This is a genomic window from Burkholderia sp. AU30280 (assembly GCF_020420125.1).
Lineage (GTDB): Bacteria > Pseudomonadota > Gammaproteobacteria > Burkholderiales > Burkholderiaceae > Burkholderia.
Genome location: NZ_JAIZRY010000001.1, coordinates 181,148 through 200,225 on the forward strand (window position 1 = coordinate 181,148; position 19,078 = coordinate 200,225).

Sequence of the window (19,078 nt, forward strand, 5' to 3'; positions counted from 1 at the left end):
ACCGAACTTCACGATGAATCCGACCCGACGCCATTTCCTCGCACAGGCGAGCGCCCTCGCCACGATCGCCGCGGCACCGGCCGCGCTGCGCGCGCAATCGGGCGCACGGCCGCTGCTGCGCGCCGGCGACCAGAAAGGCGGGCTGCGCGCGCTGCTCGAAGCCGCCGGCGAACTGAACGGCCTGGCGTACGACATCGCGTGGACCGAGTTCCCGGCCGCCGCGCCGCTCGCCGAGGCGCTGAACGCGGCCGCCGTCGATTGCGGGCCGATCGGCGATGCGCCGGTAATTTTCGCGCTCGCGTCGGGTGCACGCATCAAGGTGATCGGCGCGAACCGCTCCGACCCGTACGGCACGGCCGTTCTCGTGCGGCCCGATGCGGCGCTGAAAGGCGCGGCCGACCTGAAGGGCAAGCGCATCGGCACCACGCGCGGCTCGATCGGCCATTTCGTCACGCTGAAGGCGCTCGACGCGGCCGGCCTGCCGCCCGACGCCGTCTCGTTCCGCTTCCTGCCGCCCGCCGATACGATGCTTGCGCTCGCAACCGGTTCAATCGACGCCTGGGCGACCTGGGAACCCTATACCGCGCTCGCCGAAACGAGCGGTCGCGCGCGCGTACTCGTCAATGGCCGCGGGCTGTGGTCGGGGCTCAGCTACATCGCGGCGACCGACGCGGCGATCGCGTCAAAGCGCGACGTGCTGCACGATTTCCTGCGGCGCATCGTGCGCGCGCAGACGTGGTCGTACCGGCATGTCGACGTGTATTCCGCCGCGCTCGCGCGCATCATCGGCATCCCGCCGGCGGCCGCGAGGCTGCAGTTCGAGCGGCGGAACACGCGCTGGCTGCCGATCGACGCGACGATCATCGCCGAGCAACAACGCACGGCCGACTTCTACCTGAAGGCCGGACTGCTGCGCCAGCCGCTCGACGTGCGCACGACGTTCGATCCCGGCTTCCCGCTCGCATGACCGGCCGCGCGACGGCGCGCAGCCGCCCGAACGGCGTCGGCACGATCTGGCACAATCGCAATCCCGCCATCCGCCTTCAGCCAGCGTCATGCCAGCCATCGCCGAACTCTTCGTCTACCCGATCAAATCCTGCGCCGGCATCGCGCTGTCGCGCGCGCAACTGCTCGAAACGGGCCTCGCCTACGACCGCCACTGGCTGATCACCGACCCCGCCGGGCAAATGATCACGCAGCGCACGCACCCGCGCCTCGCGCTGATCCACACCGCGCTTCGCAGCGATGCGCTCGTGCTGAACGCGCCGGGCATGCGCGAGATCCGCACGCCGCTCGACGGCAGCGTATCGCCCGCCACGCCGAAAATGGCCGCGACCGTGTGGCGCGACACCGTCGACGCGATCGACACGGGCGCCGAAACGGCCGCGTGGCTGACCGAATTCCTCGGCGTGCCGACGAAGCTCGCGCGCTTCGGCCCCGACGCGCGCCGCGGCTGCAACCGCAAATGGACCGGCGAGATCGATACGCACACGCAATTCGCGGATGGCTACCCGCTGCTCGTGATCGGCCAGTCGTCGCTCGACGACCTGAACGCACGGCTCGCCGCAAAAGGCGCACCGGCGATTCCGATGAACCGTTTCCGCCCGAACATCGTCGTGTCGGATCTCGCTGCATACGAAGAGGATTTCGTCGAACATCTCGACACGGAAGGCGCGACGCCCGTGCGGCTGCGCCTCGTGAAGCCGTGCACCCGCTGCCCGATGCCGACGATCGACCAGGTCACCGGCGCGCCCGATCCCGCGTGGCCGCACGAGCCGACCGACACGATGCAGACCTATCGCGCGAACCCGAACTTCAACGGCGAGCTGACGTTCGGCATCAATGCGATCGTCGTGCGCGGCGCGGGCAGTTTCCTGGAAATCGGGCAGGCACTCGACGCGGAAATCGGCTTCGGCGACTGACGGACCTGCCAGGCAGACTGCCGGGCCTGCGCGCACACGCGCCGGCAGATCGAGCCTTCCGCTCGCCATCGACCCAGTGCCTGACCAGGGGCGAAAGCGTGCACGTCGTCTACGACGGCTCGGGGCCGAAGACCTTTTCGGGATCGCTCGACATGTCGCGCCCGTCGGGAACCCTCTGCCGGTACATTCCGGGGCTTGGCGGGCCGGGGCGCGATCGTCGTCGACGGACCCGCGGCGTCGGTGTGCTGCCCCCTGTGCCGCAGTATGGCGGGGCCAGCCGTCGATTTAAAATGTGACGCACGCGGTAATTTTCCGCAATGCGTCACCGGGACGAAATGATTCAACCCTGAAATTCAACCAATGCTTTTTTATAAACAATATCGATCATTTATTTTTGAATCTCCAATTCGGTGAGTACTGCATCGCTCACCGTGATTGTTTCATCCGGAATTTTCGGATCGAGATAGATCGTATAGTTCGCCGTGCCGGTTTTCGAATTCCGCGGCGTAACCGAGCTCAAATCCAGCAACGGGAATGGCGCCGGCGGAATGCCGTGCCAGTTGGCGACGGAAACCAATCCGAGGTAACCGTGCAAGTGCATCAAGAAGGTTCGCACCACATTGCTGTGTCCTACGCCTTCCTTTGACGGAAAATTCCAGTAATTCCCGCGAATCGCGATTTTTGTCGGTGCTGGCCGTTGGCTCCAGACAACCACACCCGCACCTTCCACGGAGCCGCTGCCCTCCGGCAGCGAGGCTTGCACGCCTTCTGTATTGAAAGCAGCGGCGAAGGTGATGAGCGGCGCCTTTCCGTTCCCGGACGTGACCTGCCCTCCGCTTACCTTGAATTTCACGACAACAATTTCCGGCAGGACGTCTTCATCGAGTACTGTAGCCATGATGTGGTTCCCTTTCAGTAATCTGAAATTTCGATTCACCCCTAAATCATCAAGACGAGGCCGCGCATTAGACGGCCAATTTATCGTAGGTATAAAGATTCTGATTTTGTAGCTGTCAAAAATAGCAGCGTGTTACGACGACATTAAAATAATCAATGAATTGTCGATTTAACTGTTCCTATTTCTGCAGCTCTGCATCGAGCGCCACCGGCAGCCACGCCGTCACGACCAATCCGCCCCCGGCCGCATCGTCAAGCGTCACCCTGCCCTGATGCACGCGCGCGATCTCGCGCACGATCGACAGCCCGAGCCCCGTCCCTTCGACCGTCTGCGTCTTGCTGCCGCGATGGAAGCGCTCGAACACCGCGTCGCGCTCGGCCGCCGGAATGCCCGGCCCGTTGTCGATGACGTCGAGCCGCGCGTGCTCGCCATCGCGCGATACGCGCACCGTAATCACCGCGCGGTCGCCCGCGTAGCGGATCGCGTTGTCGATCAGGTTGCCGATCATCTCGCCAAGCAGGTCGGACTGCCCGTGCACGTCGATATCGGCCTCGTGCTCGAAGCCCAGATCGATGTCGCGCGCACGTGCGACCGGCGACCAGTCGAGCGTCACGCTGCGCGCGAGCCGGTGCAGCGCGACCGGCTTGTGCGCGACCGCATGACCGCTGTCCGAATCGAGCCGCGACAACGACAGCAGTTGCTGCACGATCTTCGCGGCCTGCCGCACCGCGCCGTTCGCGCGCCGCAGGTGCCCGGTCACGCGCGGCTGCTCGTCGGGCCGCAGCGCGAGCTCGACGCCGGCCTGCACGGCCGCGAGCGGCGTCTTCAGTTGATGGGCCGCGTCCGCGAAGAAACGGCGCCGCGCGACCTGCATCCGCTGCGTGCGGCCGATGTACTGGTTGATCGACTCGACGAGCGGCGCGAGTTCGCTCGGCATCGCGCCGGTATCGAGCGGCGTCGTATCGTCCTCGCTGCGCGCGGCAACCGTCGCCGACAGCCGGTTCAGCGGCCGCAGCCCGCGCCCGACGCCGAGCCACACGATGCCGAGCGCCAGCACGACGAGCAACCCTTCCTGCAGCAGCGAACCCACCAGGATCTCGCGCGCAAGCGCCTGGCGCGCCTCGATCGTCTCGCCGACCATCACCCACACGATGCGCGACTGCGCGGTCGGCACGTCGTGCACCGGGATGCGCAGCGCGGCCATCCGCAACGGCTCGCCGCGATAGACGACGTCGTAGTGACGCGTGACGAACAGCGCGCCGTCGCCTGCGTCGCGCCCCTGTGGCAGCGGCAGGTCCGGGTAGCCGGTGATCGTGTGGCCGTTGTCCTCGCGGATCAGGTAGTAGATCTTGCCGCCGTCGCTCGATTCGAGCATTTCCAGCGCGAGATACGGCAGGTCGACCTCGATCTCGCCGTCGTTGAGCCGCACGCCTTCGCGGATCGACTTCAGCGACGACGACAGCGTGCGGTCGAACGCGACGTGTGCCGCGCTCATCGCGCGCTGGTACGTGAGCCACGAGTCGAGCGCGAGCAGGCCGAGCAGCGGCAGCAGCAGCCACAGCGCGACCTGGATGCGCAGGTTCGGGCGGGTCACGCGCCCCCCCGCCTGGCCGCCGCATGGGACGTCGCAGAGCATCCATCGCGCACCGCTCCACGCCCGCGCCGCCGGCCGTGAATGGCGTGCGTGTGGTTGGCAGGCCGCGAACGTGTCGATCCTGCGTAGCGCATCAACGCGTACACCGGTCCCGTGCAAAGGTCGCGAGCGCGGCGGCAGTTCATTCAGCCGTCTCCGCCTTCGCTTCCAGCAGATAGCCGAGCCCGCGCAGCGTGACGATCGCGACGCCCGTGTTCTCGAGCTTCTTGCGCAGCCGGTACACGTAGATCTCGATCGCATCGGCGTTGACCGACTCGTCCAGCCCGAAAATCTTCTCCGACAGCGTTTCCTTGTTGATCGCGCGGCCGTTGCGCAGGATCAGCACCTCGAGCACCGAACGCTCGCGCGGCGTGAGCGACAGCGGCTCGCCCGCGAGATGGAAGCTGCGGTCGATACTGTCATACGAAAGCGGCCCGCATTCGACCCGCGAATGCTCGTGGCCGAGGCTGCGGCGGATCAGTGCGCGGGCGCGCGCCTCCAGTTCGGTCAGTTCGAACGGCTTCGCCAGGTAGTCGTCGGCGCCGAGATCAAGCCCCTTCACGCGATCCTCGACCGACCCGTGCGCGGTCAGGATCAGCACCGGCACCGGATTGCGCCGTGCACGCAACCGCCGCAGCACTTCCAGCCCGTCGAGCTTCGGCAGCCCGAGATCGAGAATCACCAGCGCGTAATCCTGCGTGCGCAGCACGTGGTCGGCCGCTTCGCCGTCCGCCATGTGATCGACCGCGAAGCGCGCCGCGCTCAGCGCGTCGTTCAACGACTGGGCGAGGTTCGGATTGTCTTCGACGAGCAGCACGCGCATGGGGGTTCCGGTAAGGTCAGCGACAGGCCGCTACATTACATGATCCTTTCCACGGCGACGCCTCGCGCAAACACGGGTTGCGCCACCGGCGCGGGCGCTCGTCGGCCCTCCCGCCGACCGTCCGTCAGCGCTCGGCGGCCGGCCGGTTCCGCGTCGCGACGCGCGAACCGTCGCTTGCCCGCCGCCGCTCGCGCAGGCCGACGGCCACCGCCAGGAACGCGACGCTCGCACCGACCGTGACGACGATCATCGGGCGCGCGGTGCCATCCGACAGCCACGCCAGCACGCCGCCGCACGCGGCCGTCATCGCCATCTGGATAAAGAAGAACAACCCGGACGCCGTCCCGGCGATCGTCGTGTACGGCTGCATCACCGCGAACTGGCAGGCCGGGATCGCGATCCCGACGGCGATCATCAAGAAGAACATCGGGACGACGAGCACCGCCACCGACGTCGGCGCGATCGCACCGCCGATCCACAGCACGGCGGCGCTGGCCAGATTGATGCCCGCCGCCGCCGCGATGACGGCATCGGCCTTCCAGCGCGTGCCGGTCCGCGCAAACACATTCGAGCCGATCAGGTAGCCGAGTACGGTCAGGCCGAAGATCGCGGCATACGCCGGGCCGGATACGCCCCGTTGCCGCTGGAACAGCGTCGACGATTCCGCGATGAACGGGTAGTACGTGCAGTACGCGAAACTGATGGCGAGCGAGTAGCGCAGGAAACGACGCTCGCCGAGCAGGCCCGCGTACGTCCGCAGGAGCCCCTTGCCCGGCGCCGGCCGCGTGTCGCGTTCGCGGGTCTCCGGCAGGTAGCGCAGCACCATCGCCGTCGCGACGAGCCCGCCCGCCGCCAGCAAGCCGAACACACCGCGCCATCCGAGCCACTCGGCCACTGCGCTGCCGGCCAGCGGCGCAATCACCGGCGACAGCGCCATGCCGGCCGAAATCCGCCCCAGCATCGTGGCCTGCATCGCGATCGGGAAGCGCTCGCGCACGATCACCCTGCCGATCACCGTTCCGCTGCAGCCGCCCAGCGCCTGGAAGATGCGCGCGGCAACGATCGCCGTGATGCTGGCCGACCACGCGCACGCGACGCTCGCGACTACATAGAGACACAGGCCGCCGAGCAAAACGGGACGGCGGCCGTAACGGTCGGACAACGGCCCCGACACCAGCATCGACAGCGCATAGCCGACCATGTAGAGGGTCAGCGTGAGCTGCAACTGCGCATCGGTGCCGTGCAGCGCGTCCGCCATCGCCGGCAGCGACGGCAGGTACGCATCGATCGTGACGCGCGGGAGGCACACGACGAGCATCAACAGGAACAGCCAGCCCCACTGGGGTAATGAACGCGTTTTCATGCGGTGAGCCCGTCTCCGGTCGGATTGATGTGGTCGACAGCAATCTAAGGTCAAAGTGATATAAGCTGAAGGACCATTAAATCCGCCACTGACTGGACCACTATGCCGCGAGGCAAAGCCGCGCTTCCGCTCGATCTGCCGTGCCCTGCCGGGTTGTCCGCGGGCAGTCCGCAGTCGAAGCAGGAGTGCATTGCCGACGCACTGCGCGACGCGATCCTGAAGCGCCTGCTGCCCGGCGACAGCCCGCTGCCGTCCAGCCGCACCCTCGCCGTGCGCTGGGGCGTTGCACGGGGCACGGTCGAAGCGGCGTACGACCGGCTGTGCTCCGAGGGTTACATCGCCCGCACGCGAGGATCCGGGTCGCGGGTCTGCGCAGTGGTGCCGGACAGCTATCTGCGCGCGGCCGCGCAGTCGCGCGACACCGGCCTTCCCCCCTCCGACGCCCACCCCGCGACAGCACGCACGACCGACGCCACCGCGCCGGAACAAGGCGTGCGCCCGGGCGTCCCGTTCGTCGCGCGGCTCGCCGATCCCGGCCTGCTGCCGATGCAGCAATGGAAGAAGGCGCTCGGCGCCAGCCTGCTGGCCGCGACGGCGAACGACCTCGGGGCCACGCCCGCGCAAGGCGTCGAGAGCCTGCGCAATGAAATCGCGGCATACCTGCGGGAATACCGCGGCATCCCGTGCAGCGCCGGCGACATCTTCATCACGACCGGCATCCGGCATTCGATCGATCTCGTCGCGCGCACGCTGCTCACGCGCGGCTCGACGGTGCTGATGGAGGACCCCGGCTATGCGTCGGCGTGGCAGATCTTCACGATCGCGGGTGCGACCGTGATCGACGTGCCGGTCGATCGGGAAGGCATCGACACGGCATCGCTGGAACGGCATCCCGATGCGCGCGCGGCCTACGTGACGCCGGCCCATCAGGCGCCGCTCGGCATCACGATGTCGGTGTCGCGCCGGCTCGAACTGCTCGACTGGGCGCAGCGCAACCGCGCGTGGATCATCGAGGACGACTACGACGGGGAATTCAGCTATCAGACCGCCCCGCTGCCCGCGCTGAAATCGCTCGACGCGTGTGATCGCGTGATCTACTGCGGCTCGTTCAACAAGACGCTGTTCTCGGGGCTGCGCATCGGCTTCATGGTCGTGCCGGCGGAACTGCGGCAGGCCCTTTCGGCCGTGTGGCATGCGACCGCACGCTCGGTCGGCGTGGCGCCCCAGCTGGCGCTGGCCCGCTTCATCGCGCACGGCGACTTTGCGAAGCACCTGCGCGCCGCGCGCCACGCGTACCGCCAGCGGCGCGACATCGTGCTCGACCAGCTGGCGAAACACGCCGGCGGTCGGTACGCGGTGTCCGGCGAACACGCGGGCTTTCATTTCGTGCTGTGGCTGCCGCCCGGGATGGACGACGCCACGTATGTCGCCCAAGCCCATGCGGACGGAATCGAATTGCAGCCGATCCGCGGATTCTGCCGGAGCGCCCGGTGCGAAGCGGGTGTCGTCGTCGGGTACTCCGCGCTGACGGCCGCGCATGCGCGGCATGGCGGCCGGCTGCTCGGCAAACTGCTCGCGCAACCCGCATAGCCGCCCTGTCATCGTTGCCGCGCCCCGCGGCAACCCGCTTCCCGCCCGTGCCTGACCGTGCCGCGCGCCGCAAAACGCGCGGCCGCCGCCGCTTCGACCTCGGGAAATCCATGACACAAAGGACACGATTGTGAACGGAAATGAAAGCAGGCTGAAAGTGCGTCGCAATTAACATCCGCTCCACTCGAACAACACCTGGACGTAACTGGAGGAAGACATGCCGTTTGCACCGAAGCACCTCGCCGCCACGCTGGCGGTCGTTCTGGGCACCGCCGCCGGCAGCACCGCCGCGCAGGTTCCCGCCGGATATCCGGGGAGTTACCAGGGCGTGATCGACGCCGCGAAGAAGGAAGGCAAGCTGATCGTCTACTCGACGACCGACACGGGCCTCGTGCGCCCGCTGATCAAGGACTTCGAAAGCCTGTACGGCGTGAAGGTCGAGTACAACGACATGAACAGCACCGAGCTGTACAACCGCTACATCAGCGAGAACGCGGCGAGCAGCACCAGCGCCGACGTGCTGTGGAGCTCGGCGATGGACCTGCAGGTCAAGCTCGTCAACGACGGCCTGATGGCGTCCTACGATTCGCCCGAAAGCCCGAACGTGCCGCAGTGGGCGCAATACCAGAAGCAGGCGTACGGCACGACGTTCGAGCCGCTCGCGATCGTCTACAACAAGCGCCTGATCCCCGAGAACGAAGTGCCGACCACGCGCGCCGACCTGATCAAGCTGCTCACCACGCAAGGCGACAAGTTCAAGGGCAAGGTCACGACCTACGACGTCGAGAAATCGGGCGTCGGCTTCAACGCGCTGACGCAGGACGCGCACCTGAACGAGAAGGTCACGTGGGAGCTCGTGAAGGCGATCGGCGCGACCGGCCCGAAGCTGCAGTCGAGCACGGGCGCGATGATGGAGCGGATCTCGTCGGGCGAGAACCTGATCGGCTACAACATCATCGGTTCGTACGCATACGCGAAAGCGAAGAAGGACAAGTCGATCGGCTACGTGTTTCCGAAGGACTACACGCAGATCGTGAGCCGCCTCGCCACGGTGTCGAAGAAGTCGAAGAACCCGAACGCCGCGAAGCTGTGGGTCGACTACCTGCTGTCGAAGCGCGGCCAGACGCTGATCGCGAACCAGGCGAACCTGTACGCGATCCGCGCGGACGTGACCGGCGAGACGTCGGCCGCGAGCCTCACGAAGGAACTCGGCGATTCGCTGAAGCCGATCCAGATCGGCACCGGCCTGCTCGTCTATCTCGACCAGTCGAAGCGCCTCGCGTTCCTGAAGCAATGGCAGCAGGCGATCAAGCGCTGATCCGCTGACTGACTGCCGCCCGCCGCGCATCGCGCGGGCGGCCCCTTTCCCTCACCGATTTCCTGGAGGCGGCCATCCGGATGGCCGCAGGGGCGAACTCATGCTTTCAACCAGCACACCCGGAACGGCGCCGGCCGTTCCGCCCACCACCGGCCCGCGCGATGCGATTCCCGCGCTGCCGTTCAACAGTCTGCAGCCGCTCGCCGGCATGCTGCGCTGGATCGTCGTCGCGGTGCTGACCATCGCGGTCGCGCTGCCGCTCGGCTTCATCCTGTTCCAGAGCCTGCTGTCCGCGCCGTTCTTCGACGCGAACAAGACGCTCGGCATCGAAGGCTTCCGCTTCATCTTCAGCGATCCCGATTTCTGGTCGGCCGTGAAGAACTCGTTCGTCATCGCCGGCGGGATGCTGTTCATCTCGATTCCGCTCGGCGGCGTCCTCGCGTTCCTGATGGTGCGCACCGACCTGCCCGGCCGCCGCTGGCTCGAACCGCTGCTGCTCACGCCGGTGTTCGTGTCGCCGATGGTGCTCGCGTTCGGCTACGTGGTCGCGGCCGGCCCGGTCGGCTTCTACTCGGTGTGGTTCAAGGAACTGTTCGGGGTGCAGAACGTACCCTGGAACGTGTATTCGATCTTCGCGATCACGGTGATCGTCGGCCTCACGCACGTGCCGCATGTGTACCTGTACTCGTCGGCCGCGCTGCGCAACCTCGGCTCGGACGTCGAGGAAGCCGCCCGCGTGACGGGCGCCCGCCCGTTCCGCGTCGCGCTCGACGTGAGCCTGCCGATGACGATGCCCGCGCTGCTGTTCGCCGGCGTGCTGGTGTTCTTCCTCGGCTTCGAGGTGTTCGGGCTGCCGCTCGTGCTCGGCGATCCGGAAGGCCACCTCGTGCTCGCAACCTACCTGTACAAGCTGACCAACAAGCTCGGCGTGCCGTCGTATCACCTGATGGCCGCGGTCGCGGTGTGCATCGTCGCGATCACGTTCCCGCTCGTGCTGCTGCAGCGCCGCCTGCTGAAGACCGCGAACCGCTTCGTCACCGTGAAGGGCAAGGCTGGCCGCGCGACGGTGCTGCCGCTCGGCGTGTGGCGCTGGGTCGCGCTCGCGATCGTCGCGCTGTGGCTGATGCTGACGGTGATCGTGCCGCTCTCGGGCATCGTGCTGCGCGCGTTCGTGACCAACTGGGGCGAAGGCGTCGCGCTCGCCGAAGTGCTGACGCTGTCGAACTTCATCGAACTGTTCGAGCAGGACAACCTGGTGCGCGCGATCGTCAACACGCTCGGCATCGGCGTGATCGGCGGCGCGCTCGCGGTCGGCTTCTACTCGCTCGTCGCGTTCGCCGGCCACCGCCGCCCCGACTGGGCCACCAAGCTGCTCGACTACATCGTGCTGCTGCCGCGCGCGGTGCCCGGCCTGCTCGCCGGTCTCGCATTCCTGTGGATCTTCCTGTTCGTCCCCGGCCTGCGCGAGCTGAAGAACTCGATGTGGAGCATCTGGATCGCGTACACGGTCGTGTGGCTCGCGTACGGGATGCGGCTCATCCAGAGCGCGCTGCTGCAAGTCGGCCCCGAGCTCGAGGAAGCCGGCCGCAGCGTCGGCGCGACGCGCAGCCGCGTATCGCTCGACGTGACGCTGCCGCTCGTGCGCTTCGGCCTGCTCGCCGCGTGGCTGCTGATCTTCATGATCTTCGAGCGCGAATACTCGACGGCCGTCTACCTGCTGTCGCCCGGTACCGAAGTGATCGGCGCGCTGCTCGTGTCGCTGTGGGCGACCGGCGCCGTCGACCAGGTCGCCGCGCTTTCTGTCATCAACATCGCGATGGTCGGTGCCGGTCTCGGCGTGGCCCTGCGTTTCGGAGTGAAACTTCATGGATAAGCTCATCGTCGACGACCTGCATCTCAGCTACGGCGCCAATCCGATCCTCAAGGGCGTGTCGTTCGAACTGAAGGCCGGCGAAGTCGTCTGCCTGCTCGGCGCATCGGGCAGCGGCAAGACCACGCTGCTGCGCGCGGTGGCCGGCCTCGAACAGCCGTCCGACGGCCGCATCCAGCTCGACGACCGCGTGTTCTTCGACGGCGCGCAGCGCGTCGACCTGCCCGTCGAGCAGCGCTCGCTCGGCCTCGTGTTCCAGTCGTACGCGCTGTGGCCGCACCGCACCGTCGCCGACAACGTCGGCTACGGGCTGAAGCTGCGCCGCGTCGCACCGGCCGAACAGAAGCGTCGCGTGCAGAGCGCGCTCGACCAGCTCGGCCTTGGCCATCTCGCGGAACGCTTCCCGCATCAACTCTCGGGCGGCCAGCAGCAGCGCGTCGCGATTGCGCGCGCGCTCGTCTACAACCCGCCGGTGATCCTGCTCGACGAGCCGCTGTCGAACCTCGACGCCAAGCTGCGCGAGGAAGCGCGCGCATGGCTGCGCGAACTGATCGTGTCGCTCGGGCTGTCGGCCCTGTGCGTGACGCACGACCAGACCGAGGCAATGGCGATGTCCGACCGCATCCTGCTGCTGCGCAACGGCCGCATCGAGCAGGAAGGCACGCCGGCCGAGTTGTACGGCTCGCCGCGTTCGCTGTACACGGCCGAGTTCATGGGCAGCAACAACCGGATCGACGCGCGCGTCGCGGCCGTCGACGGTGAACGCGTGACGCTCGCCGGCGACGGCTGGGAACTGCAGGCGCTCGCCCGCGACACGTTCGCGCCGGGTCAGGACGCGCAGGCCGTGATCCGCCTCGAGCGCGTGCAGGTCGCCGACGGCCCGGGCGCGAACCGGCTGCAGGCCGACCTCGTTACGTCGATGTATCTGGGCGACCGCTGGGAATACCTGTTCCATTGCGGCGACATGCGCCTGCGCGCGTTCGGCCACGTACCGCGCGCGGCCGGCAAGCACTGGATCGAATTCCCGACCAACGACTGCTGGGTGTTCGCGAAAGCGGGCTGACCCACGCGGCGGGCGCTCCGCCCGCCACCTGCGCGCGTTCCGTCGTGTCATCACAGGCAGGTCCGGCGGACGTCTTCGGGCGTCCGCCGCGGCGTGCCGCGCGCCGCATTCGCCTGATCCCGCTTCACCCACTCACAAGAACCAAGGAGACACCGTCAATGAAGTCACGCGCAGAACGTTCCCTTCGCGCCGCCGTCCTGACCGGATCGGCCGCCGTCGCCGGCCTCGCCGCCAGCGCCGTGCACGCGCAGTCGTCGGTCACGATATACGGGATCATGGATGCCGGCATCGAATTCGCCAACCACGCAGCGCCGGAAGGCGGCAATTCGTACAAGCTCAAGTCCGGCAACAAGAACACCTCGCGCTGGGGCCTGCGTGGCGTCGAGGATCTCGGCGGCGGGCTGAAGGCCGTGTTCCGTCTCGAAAGCGGGATCGATCTTGCAAACGGCGCGTCCGACGACGGCCCCGACTCGATCTTCGGGCGCCGCGCAACCGTCGGCCTGAAGGGCAAGTGGGGCGAGATCTCGCTCGGCCGCAACTTCACCGTCACCTACGACTACATGCTGCAGTTCGACCCGATGGGCTACTCGCAGAACTATTCGTGGGCGTCGTCGTCGATGGCGACCGGCGGCCGCAAGGACGGCATGTTCACGCGTTCGTCGAATGCCGTGCGCTACGACGGCGAATTCAGCGGCTTCAAGTTCGGCGCGATGTACGGCTTCGGCAACGTGCCGGGCAGTGTCAAAACCAGCTCGAAGTACGACGCGGCGATCGGCTACGAGGGCGGCCCGTTCGCCGCGGTGGTCGCGTTCGACCGGCAGAACGGCGCAGCCGACAGCGTGACGCCTGCCGATCCGGTCGACTACATCCAGGGGATTCATGCGGGCCTGAGCTACGACTTCGGCAACCTGAAGACGATGGCCGGCTACCGCAACTACAAGCGCGCGTATCGCACGAGCGCCGCGAACCAGTTGAGCGACATGGTTTGGGCCGGCGGCTCGTACCAGTTCACGCCGACGTTCTCGTTGATCGGCGCCGTGTATCACCAGAACATCAAGGGCGGCACGGATGCCGATCCGACGCTCGTGTCGATGCGCGCGCAATACGCGCTGTCAAAGCGCACGGTACTGTACGCGGCAGGCGCATTCGCGATCGGGCAGCACGGGCAGAAGGTCGGCGTATCGCGCGATGTCAACGGCTATGGCACGACCCAGGTCGGGGTGACGGCGGGGATTCAGCAGCGGTTCTAAGCGTGACGGCGGGTAGCGGCGCGCACGCCGCGCGCCGCGTCGCCGGCCCGCGGCTTGCCGCCCCGCCCTCGATGGCGCCACGAAGCGGTTCGCCGGACCGATCGGCATCCTGAAGAGATCGCGTGCCCAAACCGCGCCGGCCGTGCATGCGGCGAGGCGGCGCGCCGCCGCTTCATCATCCGCCCTCGCGCATCGTGAACACCGTTCGCACCAGGCTGCTCGTGTCGTCCCAATGCGTGCCGACGTCCGCCAGCGGCACGGCCCGCGTCTCGATTGCCAGGCCCGCCGGCCCGGCCGCGTCGAATACACCACGCACCGAGGCCAGCAGGCGCGGCAGCGGCACACTGCCGAGGCCACTGCCCATCAGCTCGATGGCCGTCGCCCGCAGCACCGCGCCCGGCAACAGCACGTCCGCGCCGCCGATCGAGCCGATCTGCACGAAACGCAGCCGGCGCCCATCGGGCGTCGTCTTCGCCGCAGCCACCAGCAATGCCTGCGCGCTGCTCCCCCACAGATAGTCGAGCACGACATCCACGCCCGCGCGGAAATGCGGCTCGAGCGCCCGCGCCAGATGTGCGTCGTCCTGTTGCAGCGACACGACGGCATCCGCACCCGCGCCGAGCAAGGCCTGCAGCGCGGCCGCGTTGCGGCCGGTCGCGATCACCTTCGCGGCGCCGAGATACTTCGCGATTCGCACCGCCAGCCGCCCCGACGTACCGGTCGCACCGTTGACGAGCACCGTCTCGCCCGCGACGAGCCGCGCACGCTCGGTCAACGCGGCCCACGACGACATGCCGGGAATCGCGATCGCCGCGGCCGTCACGTCGTCGAGCGCGTCGGGCAACGGCACGCATCGCGTATCGGGTACGACCGTGCGCTCGGCCATCGCGCCGAACGGTGCGGGCGGGCCGAAGAAATAGACGCGTTGCCCGTCGTCGCGACGGCCCACGCCGTCGACCCCGACGACGAACGGATAACGCCCGTCCGACGAGTAATGTGTACCGGACGCACGCCCCTGCGCGATCCGGCTCAGCGCGGACGCCGTCACGTCGATCAGGCGGTGCCCCGGCATCTCACGCGGTGCGTCGAATGCCATCTGGACGGGACGCTTGCCGGCGCCCGTCACGACTGCTGCCTTCATGGTTGCTCCTTGAATCAGGTATCTCGGTCGACGGTGCCGATGCGCGTCATCGCGCATCGAGCCACGCGCGCAGTGCGGGGTCGCGCACTTCCAGCACGTCGAACAGGCCAAGTGCGCGCAACGCGGGCAACGCGTCGATCGTGTCGGCCTCCGCGCGCGCCCGGTCGGCCGGCGTGGCGTTCGTGTCGGTCAGCACCCGCGCGTTCACCAGGAACGCGCCGACGGTGCCCTTGCGGATCGTCGTTCCGTCGGCCTCGATCCGGTCGGCATGGTCGGGAAGCATCTGTTCGGCTCGCATCGTGTCTTACTCCGGTTGTCATCGATGGACCCAGTGTAGGCGTGCCAATTCGGCCGATCTCCGGTATAACGGCCATTCGATACCGATATCCGGCCATGTCCGATCCACTCCTGCCCGCCCGATTCGTCACGTCCGACGACGGCCCGTTCGTCGTCGCTGCGGTCCTGTCGCAACGCGACCCGCGCGTGACGCCCTCCCATTCGCATGCGCGCGGCCAGCTCGTCGGCGCGCTGAGCGGACTGCTGACGATCGGGCTCGACGACCAGGACTGGGTCGTGCCAGCGATCCACGCGATCTGGATTCCGCCGCATTGCCGGCATTCGCTGCGCTCGTTCGGGCCGATTTCCGGCTGGTCGGCGTTCGTTGCCGAAGCGCGCTGCGCGGCGCTGCCGGATACGCCACGTGCGATCCGCACGACGCCGCTGCTGCGCGAGGCCGTGCAGCGCGCGGCCAGTTGGGGGGACGCGGCGCTGGATGCCGCGCGGACGCGGATCGCCGATGTGATCCTCGATGAAATCGCGTCATCGGAAGTCGAGGCGCTGGGGCTGGTGCGGCCGCAGGACCCGCGGCTGATGAGGATCACCGATGCGCTTGCCGCGGATCTCGCTGACAACCGGCGGCTGGAGGAATGGGCCGAATGGGCCGGCATCAGCGCCCGGACCATGAGCCGCCGCTTCGTCGCTCAGACGGGGCTGACGTTCGCGCAGTGGCGTCAGCAGGCCAGGCTGCTGCGGGCGCTCGAGAGAATCGCCGACGGCGTGCCGGTCACGACGATCGCGCTCGATCTCGGGTACGACAATGTGAGCGCGTTCATCGACATGTTCCGGCGCGCGTTGGGGACGACGCCGGGGAGGTATATGGAAACAGGGCGGCGTGGAGAAGAATAAGCGCGGCGATCTGCAGGCATGAAACCGCCATGCGGAAGACAGGCGTCCGGTAGACAGAAAACGCCAGTCGCCGCCATGGGCTCAATACGTCCCGTCCCCCTTCTTCGCGGCCTCGCCCCCCTTCCCCTTGAACTGCGCAGCCAACCGCTCCGCACTTCGCGCCAGCAGCGTCGTGTCCACACCGACCGCAACGAACAACGCCCCCGCCTCCAGATAGCGCCGCGCGGCCGCCTCATCCGCGCTCAGAATGCCCGGCGCCTTGCCGGCCGCCTTGATCGTCCGGATCGCGCCGTCGATTGCCGCCTGCACATCCGGATGCCCCGGATTGCCGAGGTGCCCGAGATCGGCGGCCAGATCAGCCGGCCCGATGAACACGCCGTCGACACCCTCGACCCGCGCAATCGCCTCGATCGCATCGAGCCCCGCCCGCGTCTCGACCTGCACGAGCACGGCCATCTCGTCGTTCGCGCGATGCAGGTAGTCACCGACGCGATTCCAGCGCGACGCACGCGCCAGCGCACTGCCCACGCCGCGAATCCCGTGCGGCGGATAACGCGTTGCAGCCACCGCCGCGCGCGCTTCATCCGCGCTTTGCACCATCGGCACGAGCAACGTCTGCGCACCAAGGTCGAGCACCTGCTTGACGATCACCGGATCGTTCCACGGCACGCGCACGACCGGATGCGACGGATACGGCGCGATCGCCTGCAGTTGCGCGAGGATCGTCGGCACCGTGTTCGGCGCATGTTCGCCGTCGATCAGCAGCCAGTCGAAACCGGCACCCGCAACCACTTCGGCGCTGTACGGATTCGCGAGCCCGAGCCACAGCCCGACCTGCGCGTCTGCGCGTGCAAGCGCGGCCTTGAAGACATTCGAAGGAATCTGCATCGCCCGCTCACCTCATTCGAAGTAACACTGGATCGTCCCGAGCGGACCGTAGTCGACGCTGAACGTGTCGCCCGGACGCGCCGCGCACGGCCGCGTGAACGAGCCGCCGAGCACGATCTGCCCTGGCTCCAGCGCGACGTCGAAGCGCGCCAGCCGGTTCGCGAGCCACGCGACGCCATTCGCCGGATGGTTCAGCACGCCGGCCGCGACGCCCGTTTCCTCGACCACGCCGTTGCGCGACATGATCGCCGCGACCCAGCGCAGGTCGACGTCCTGCGGCTTCACGGGCCGCCCGCCGATCACGACGCCCGCGTTCGCCGCGTTGTCGGCGATCGTGTCGAACACCTTGCGCGGCCGCTTCGTGTCGGGGTCGATCGACTGGCTGCGCGCATCGATGATCTCGAGCGCCGGCACCACGTAGTCGACCGCGTCATACACGTCGAAGATCGTGCAGCGCGGGCCCGTGAGCCGCTTGCCGAGCACGAATGCGAGTTCGACCTCGACGCGCGGCACGATGAAGCGCGCGGTCGGGATCGTGCCGCCGTCGCCGAAGAACATGTCATCGAGCAGCGCGCCGTAGTCGGGCTCGTCGATCTGCGACGTATTCTGCATCGCCTTCGACGTGAGGCCGATCTTGTGCCCCTTCAGCGTGCGGCCTTCCGCGAGCTTCAGGGCGACCCACGCGCGCTGGATCGCATACGCGTCGTCGATCGTGATGTCGGGATGGTCGAGCGAGATCTGGCGGATCTGCGTGCGCTCGCGCTCCGCGTCGTGCAGACGCCGGGCGAGCTGGTCGATGATGGCGGGTTCGAGCATGGTCGGATCGGGAATGGGGTTCAGCCGGCCCGCTTGTAGCGGGCGTGAATGTTGTTGTGCTTGTACGAGCCGCTTTCGCTGAACTCGGTCAGTTCCATCGACAGCGCAAGGTAGCGTTTCGCGTACAGCTCCGCGAAATGCGTCTTGATTGCGCCGAACAGCGCGTCGCACGCGGCCTGTTTCTGCTCGTCGGTACGGCCCGAGCCGATCTTGAGCGTCACGTGGACGAACGCATCGTCCTCCGTGCCGTCGGCCACGCAATAGTCTTGCAGTTCGATCGCGCGCGAGCGGATGCCGCCCGTCGGAAACACGCCGCCCTGCGCGATCAGCGTGGCGTTGATCGTGCGCAGCAGCGCGGGAATGCGCGCGTCGTCGCGAATGTTCGCGGTGTACTCGACGACGATATGGGGCATGGCCAGTCTCCTGTCGAATGCGTGGCGCGACGCTCAGGACAACGGAAAGATCGCATTGATCTGCCCGGTTCCCGAACTCGCGAAATAGTCGGTGACGATCTCGACGGGCTTGTCGTAGCGATCCCAGCCGAGCAAGCCGAGCAGCATCGCCGTATCGTGCATCCCGCCTTCGCCGTGGCAATGCGTGTTGTACTCGGGCAGCATCGCGCAGAAGGTCTTGAAATCGCCCTGCTTCCACAGCTCGACCACGCGCAGGTCGACCTGCCGGAAGAATTCGCGGCTGATCTCGTGGATCGATTCCTCGGGGCTGCCGTTGTCGTTGAAGCGGTGCGATAGCGAACCGCTCGCGAGAAACGCGACGTTCGCATCGCTCTTCTCGATCGCTTCGAGCAGCGCCTCGCCGAAGCGCCGGCTTTCGTCGAGCTGGTGCCACATGCACCAGCCGGCGATCGATACGACCTTGAAGTGCTGGTCGGCGTTCATGTAGCGCATCGGCACGAGCGTGCCGTATTCGAGTTCGAGGCTGTCGATCTCGTGCGCGCGGGTCGCGATCCCGCGCTCGGTGGCCGTCTCGGCGATCAGCCGGCCGAGCGCCGGGTTGCCCGGATACGCGTACTGCATGTCGCGGATGAAATGCGGCAGTTCGTTGCTCGTGTACGTGCCCGAGAACCGGGCATTGCAGTTCACGTGATAGCCGGCGTTGACGAGCCAGTGCACGTCCGACACGACGATCGTGTCAACGCCGAGCGCGCGGCAGCGCTCGCCGATCAGTTGATGGCCGCGGATCGCCGCCTCACGGCAGCCGTGATGCCTGCCGGGCAATTCCGACAGGTACATCGACGGCACGTGCGTGATTTTCGCGGCGAGGGACAGTTTGCCCATCGTTCAAGTCTCCGTATGGTTCT

18 protein-coding genes are annotated in these 19,078 nt (G+C 67.4%); 8 read left to right on the top strand and 10 right to left on the bottom strand.

Features of this window, described 5'->3' with window-relative positions; all coding sequences use genetic code 11:
- Positions 1 to 13: 13 nt before the first annotated feature.
- Both LGN17_RS00830 and LGN17_RS00835 read left to right on the top strand, forming a co-directional pair.
- Positions 14 to 967 (top strand): ABC transporter substrate-binding protein, encoded by a 954-nt coding sequence (locus LGN17_RS00830; protein ID WP_226194760.1) that lies wholly within the window; start codon positions 14 to 16, stop codon positions 965 to 967.
- 88 nt (positions 968 to 1,055) lie between these two features.
- Positions 1,056 to 1,922: an MOSC domain-containing protein gene (locus LGN17_RS00835; RefSeq protein WP_226194761.1), complete on the top strand. Its 867-nt coding sequence runs from the start codon at positions 1,056 to 1,058 to the stop codon at positions 1,920 to 1,922.
- A gap of 388 nt (positions 1,923 to 2,310) precedes the next feature.
- Here the strand turns inward: LGN17_RS00835 and LGN17_RS00840 are convergent, their stop codons facing one another.
- The 4 genes from LGN17_RS00840 to LGN17_RS00855 all read right to left on the bottom strand — a co-directional run bounded on the left by LGN17_RS00840 (position 2,311) and on the right by LGN17_RS00855 (position 6,639).
- Positions 2,311 to 2,820, bottom strand: a complete 510-nt coding sequence (locus tag LGN17_RS00840) for a hypothetical protein (RefSeq protein WP_226194762.1) — start codon at positions 2,818 to 2,820, stop codon at positions 2,311 to 2,313.
- A 178-nt stretch (positions 2,821 to 2,998) separates the two neighbouring features.
- Entirely contained in the window at positions 2,999 to 4,414 is a 1,416-nt protein-coding gene (locus LGN17_RS00845) for a sensor histidine kinase (RefSeq protein ID WP_226194763.1), read from the bottom strand.
- Between the two features lie 181 nt (positions 4,415 to 4,595).
- Positions 4,596 to 5,276 (bottom strand): response regulator, encoded by a 681-nt coding sequence (locus LGN17_RS00850; protein ID WP_069251438.1) that lies wholly within the window; start codon positions 5,274 to 5,276, stop codon positions 4,596 to 4,598.
- Between the two features lie 124 nt (positions 5,277 to 5,400).
- Complete coding sequence (locus LGN17_RS00855; RefSeq protein ID WP_226194764.1) at positions 5,401 to 6,639, bottom strand: multidrug effflux MFS transporter; 1,239 nt, start codon at positions 6,637 to 6,639, stop codon at positions 5,401 to 5,403.
- A 102-nt stretch (positions 6,640 to 6,741) separates the two neighbouring features.
- Between LGN17_RS00855 and LGN17_RS00860 the strand changes: the two genes are divergently transcribed.
- From LGN17_RS00860 to LGN17_RS00880, 5 genes are all read left to right on the top strand, one after another.
- Positions 6,742 to 8,229 carry a PLP-dependent aminotransferase family protein gene (locus LGN17_RS00860; RefSeq protein ID WP_226194765.1) on the top strand — a complete coding sequence of 496 codons (1,488 nt, stop codon included), beginning with the start codon at positions 6,742 to 6,744 and terminating at the stop codon, positions 8,227 to 8,229.
- Between the two features lie 217 nt (positions 8,230 to 8,446).
- Positions 8,447 to 9,547 (top strand): ABC transporter substrate-binding protein, encoded by a 1,101-nt coding sequence (locus tag LGN17_RS00865; protein WP_226194766.1) that lies wholly within the window; start codon positions 8,447 to 8,449, stop codon positions 9,545 to 9,547.
- 100 nt (positions 9,548 to 9,647) lie between these two features.
- Entirely contained in the window at positions 9,648 to 11,420 is a 1,773-nt protein-coding gene (locus LGN17_RS00870; protein WP_226194767.1) for an ABC transporter permease, read from the top strand.
- Entirely contained in the window at positions 11,413 to 12,480 is a 1,068-nt protein-coding gene (locus LGN17_RS00875) for an ABC transporter ATP-binding protein (RefSeq protein WP_226194768.1), read from the top strand. Before LGN17_RS00870 ends, LGN17_RS00875 begins: the two co-directional genes overlap by 8 nt.
- A 158-nt stretch (positions 12,481 to 12,638) precedes the next feature.
- Entirely contained in the window at positions 12,639 to 13,730 is a 1,092-nt protein-coding gene (locus tag LGN17_RS00880) for a porin (RefSeq protein ID WP_226194769.1), read from the top strand.
- Between the two features lie 175 nt (positions 13,731 to 13,905).
- On the opposite strand, the gene LGN17_RS00885 is transcribed toward LGN17_RS00880, so the two are convergent.
- Positions 13,906 to 14,871: a quinone oxidoreductase family protein gene (locus LGN17_RS00885; RefSeq protein ID WP_226194770.1), complete on the bottom strand. Its 966-nt coding sequence runs from the start codon at positions 14,869 to 14,871 to the stop codon at positions 13,906 to 13,908.
- A gap of 46 nt (positions 14,872 to 14,917) precedes the next feature.
- Positions 14,918 to 15,169, bottom strand: coding sequence for a hypothetical protein (locus LGN17_RS00890; protein ID WP_226194771.1), 252 nt, complete (start codon positions 15,167 to 15,169; stop codon positions 14,918 to 14,920).
- 95 nt (positions 15,170 to 15,264) lie between these two features.
- Between LGN17_RS00890 and LGN17_RS00895 the strand changes: the two genes are divergently transcribed.
- Positions 15,265 to 16,056 (top strand): AraC family transcriptional regulator, encoded by a 792-nt coding sequence (locus LGN17_RS00895; protein ID WP_226194772.1) that lies wholly within the window; start codon positions 15,265 to 15,267, stop codon positions 16,054 to 16,056.
- Between the two features lie 81 nt (positions 16,057 to 16,137).
- Here the strand turns inward: LGN17_RS00895 and hpaI are convergent, their stop codons facing one another.
- Genes hpaI through hpaD form a run of 4 tightly spaced genes read right to left on the bottom strand, consistent with a single transcriptional unit; the run spans position 16,138 to position 19,055 of the window.
- Complete coding sequence (gene hpaI / locus LGN17_RS00900) at positions 16,138 to 16,944, bottom strand: 4-hydroxy-2-oxoheptanedioate aldolase (RefSeq protein WP_226194773.1); 807 nt, start codon at positions 16,942 to 16,944, stop codon at positions 16,138 to 16,140.
- Between the two features lie 12 nt (positions 16,945 to 16,956).
- Entirely contained in the window at positions 16,957 to 17,760 is an 804-nt protein-coding gene (gene hpaH, locus LGN17_RS00905) for a 2-oxo-hept-4-ene-1,7-dioate hydratase (RefSeq protein WP_226194774.1), read from the bottom strand.
- 20 nt (positions 17,761 to 17,780) lie between these two features.
- Positions 17,781 to 18,173, bottom strand: a complete 393-nt coding sequence (locus tag LGN17_RS00910; RefSeq protein ID WP_226194775.1) for a 5-carboxymethyl-2-hydroxymuconate Delta-isomerase — start codon at positions 18,171 to 18,173, stop codon at positions 17,781 to 17,783.
- 33 nt (positions 18,174 to 18,206) lie between these two features.
- A complete protein-coding gene (gene hpaD, locus LGN17_RS00915) occupies positions 18,207 to 19,055 on the bottom strand; it encodes a 3,4-dihydroxyphenylacetate 2,3-dioxygenase (RefSeq protein ID WP_226194776.1) in 849 nt (282 codons plus the stop codon).
- Positions 19,056 to 19,078: the final 23 nt, after the last annotated feature.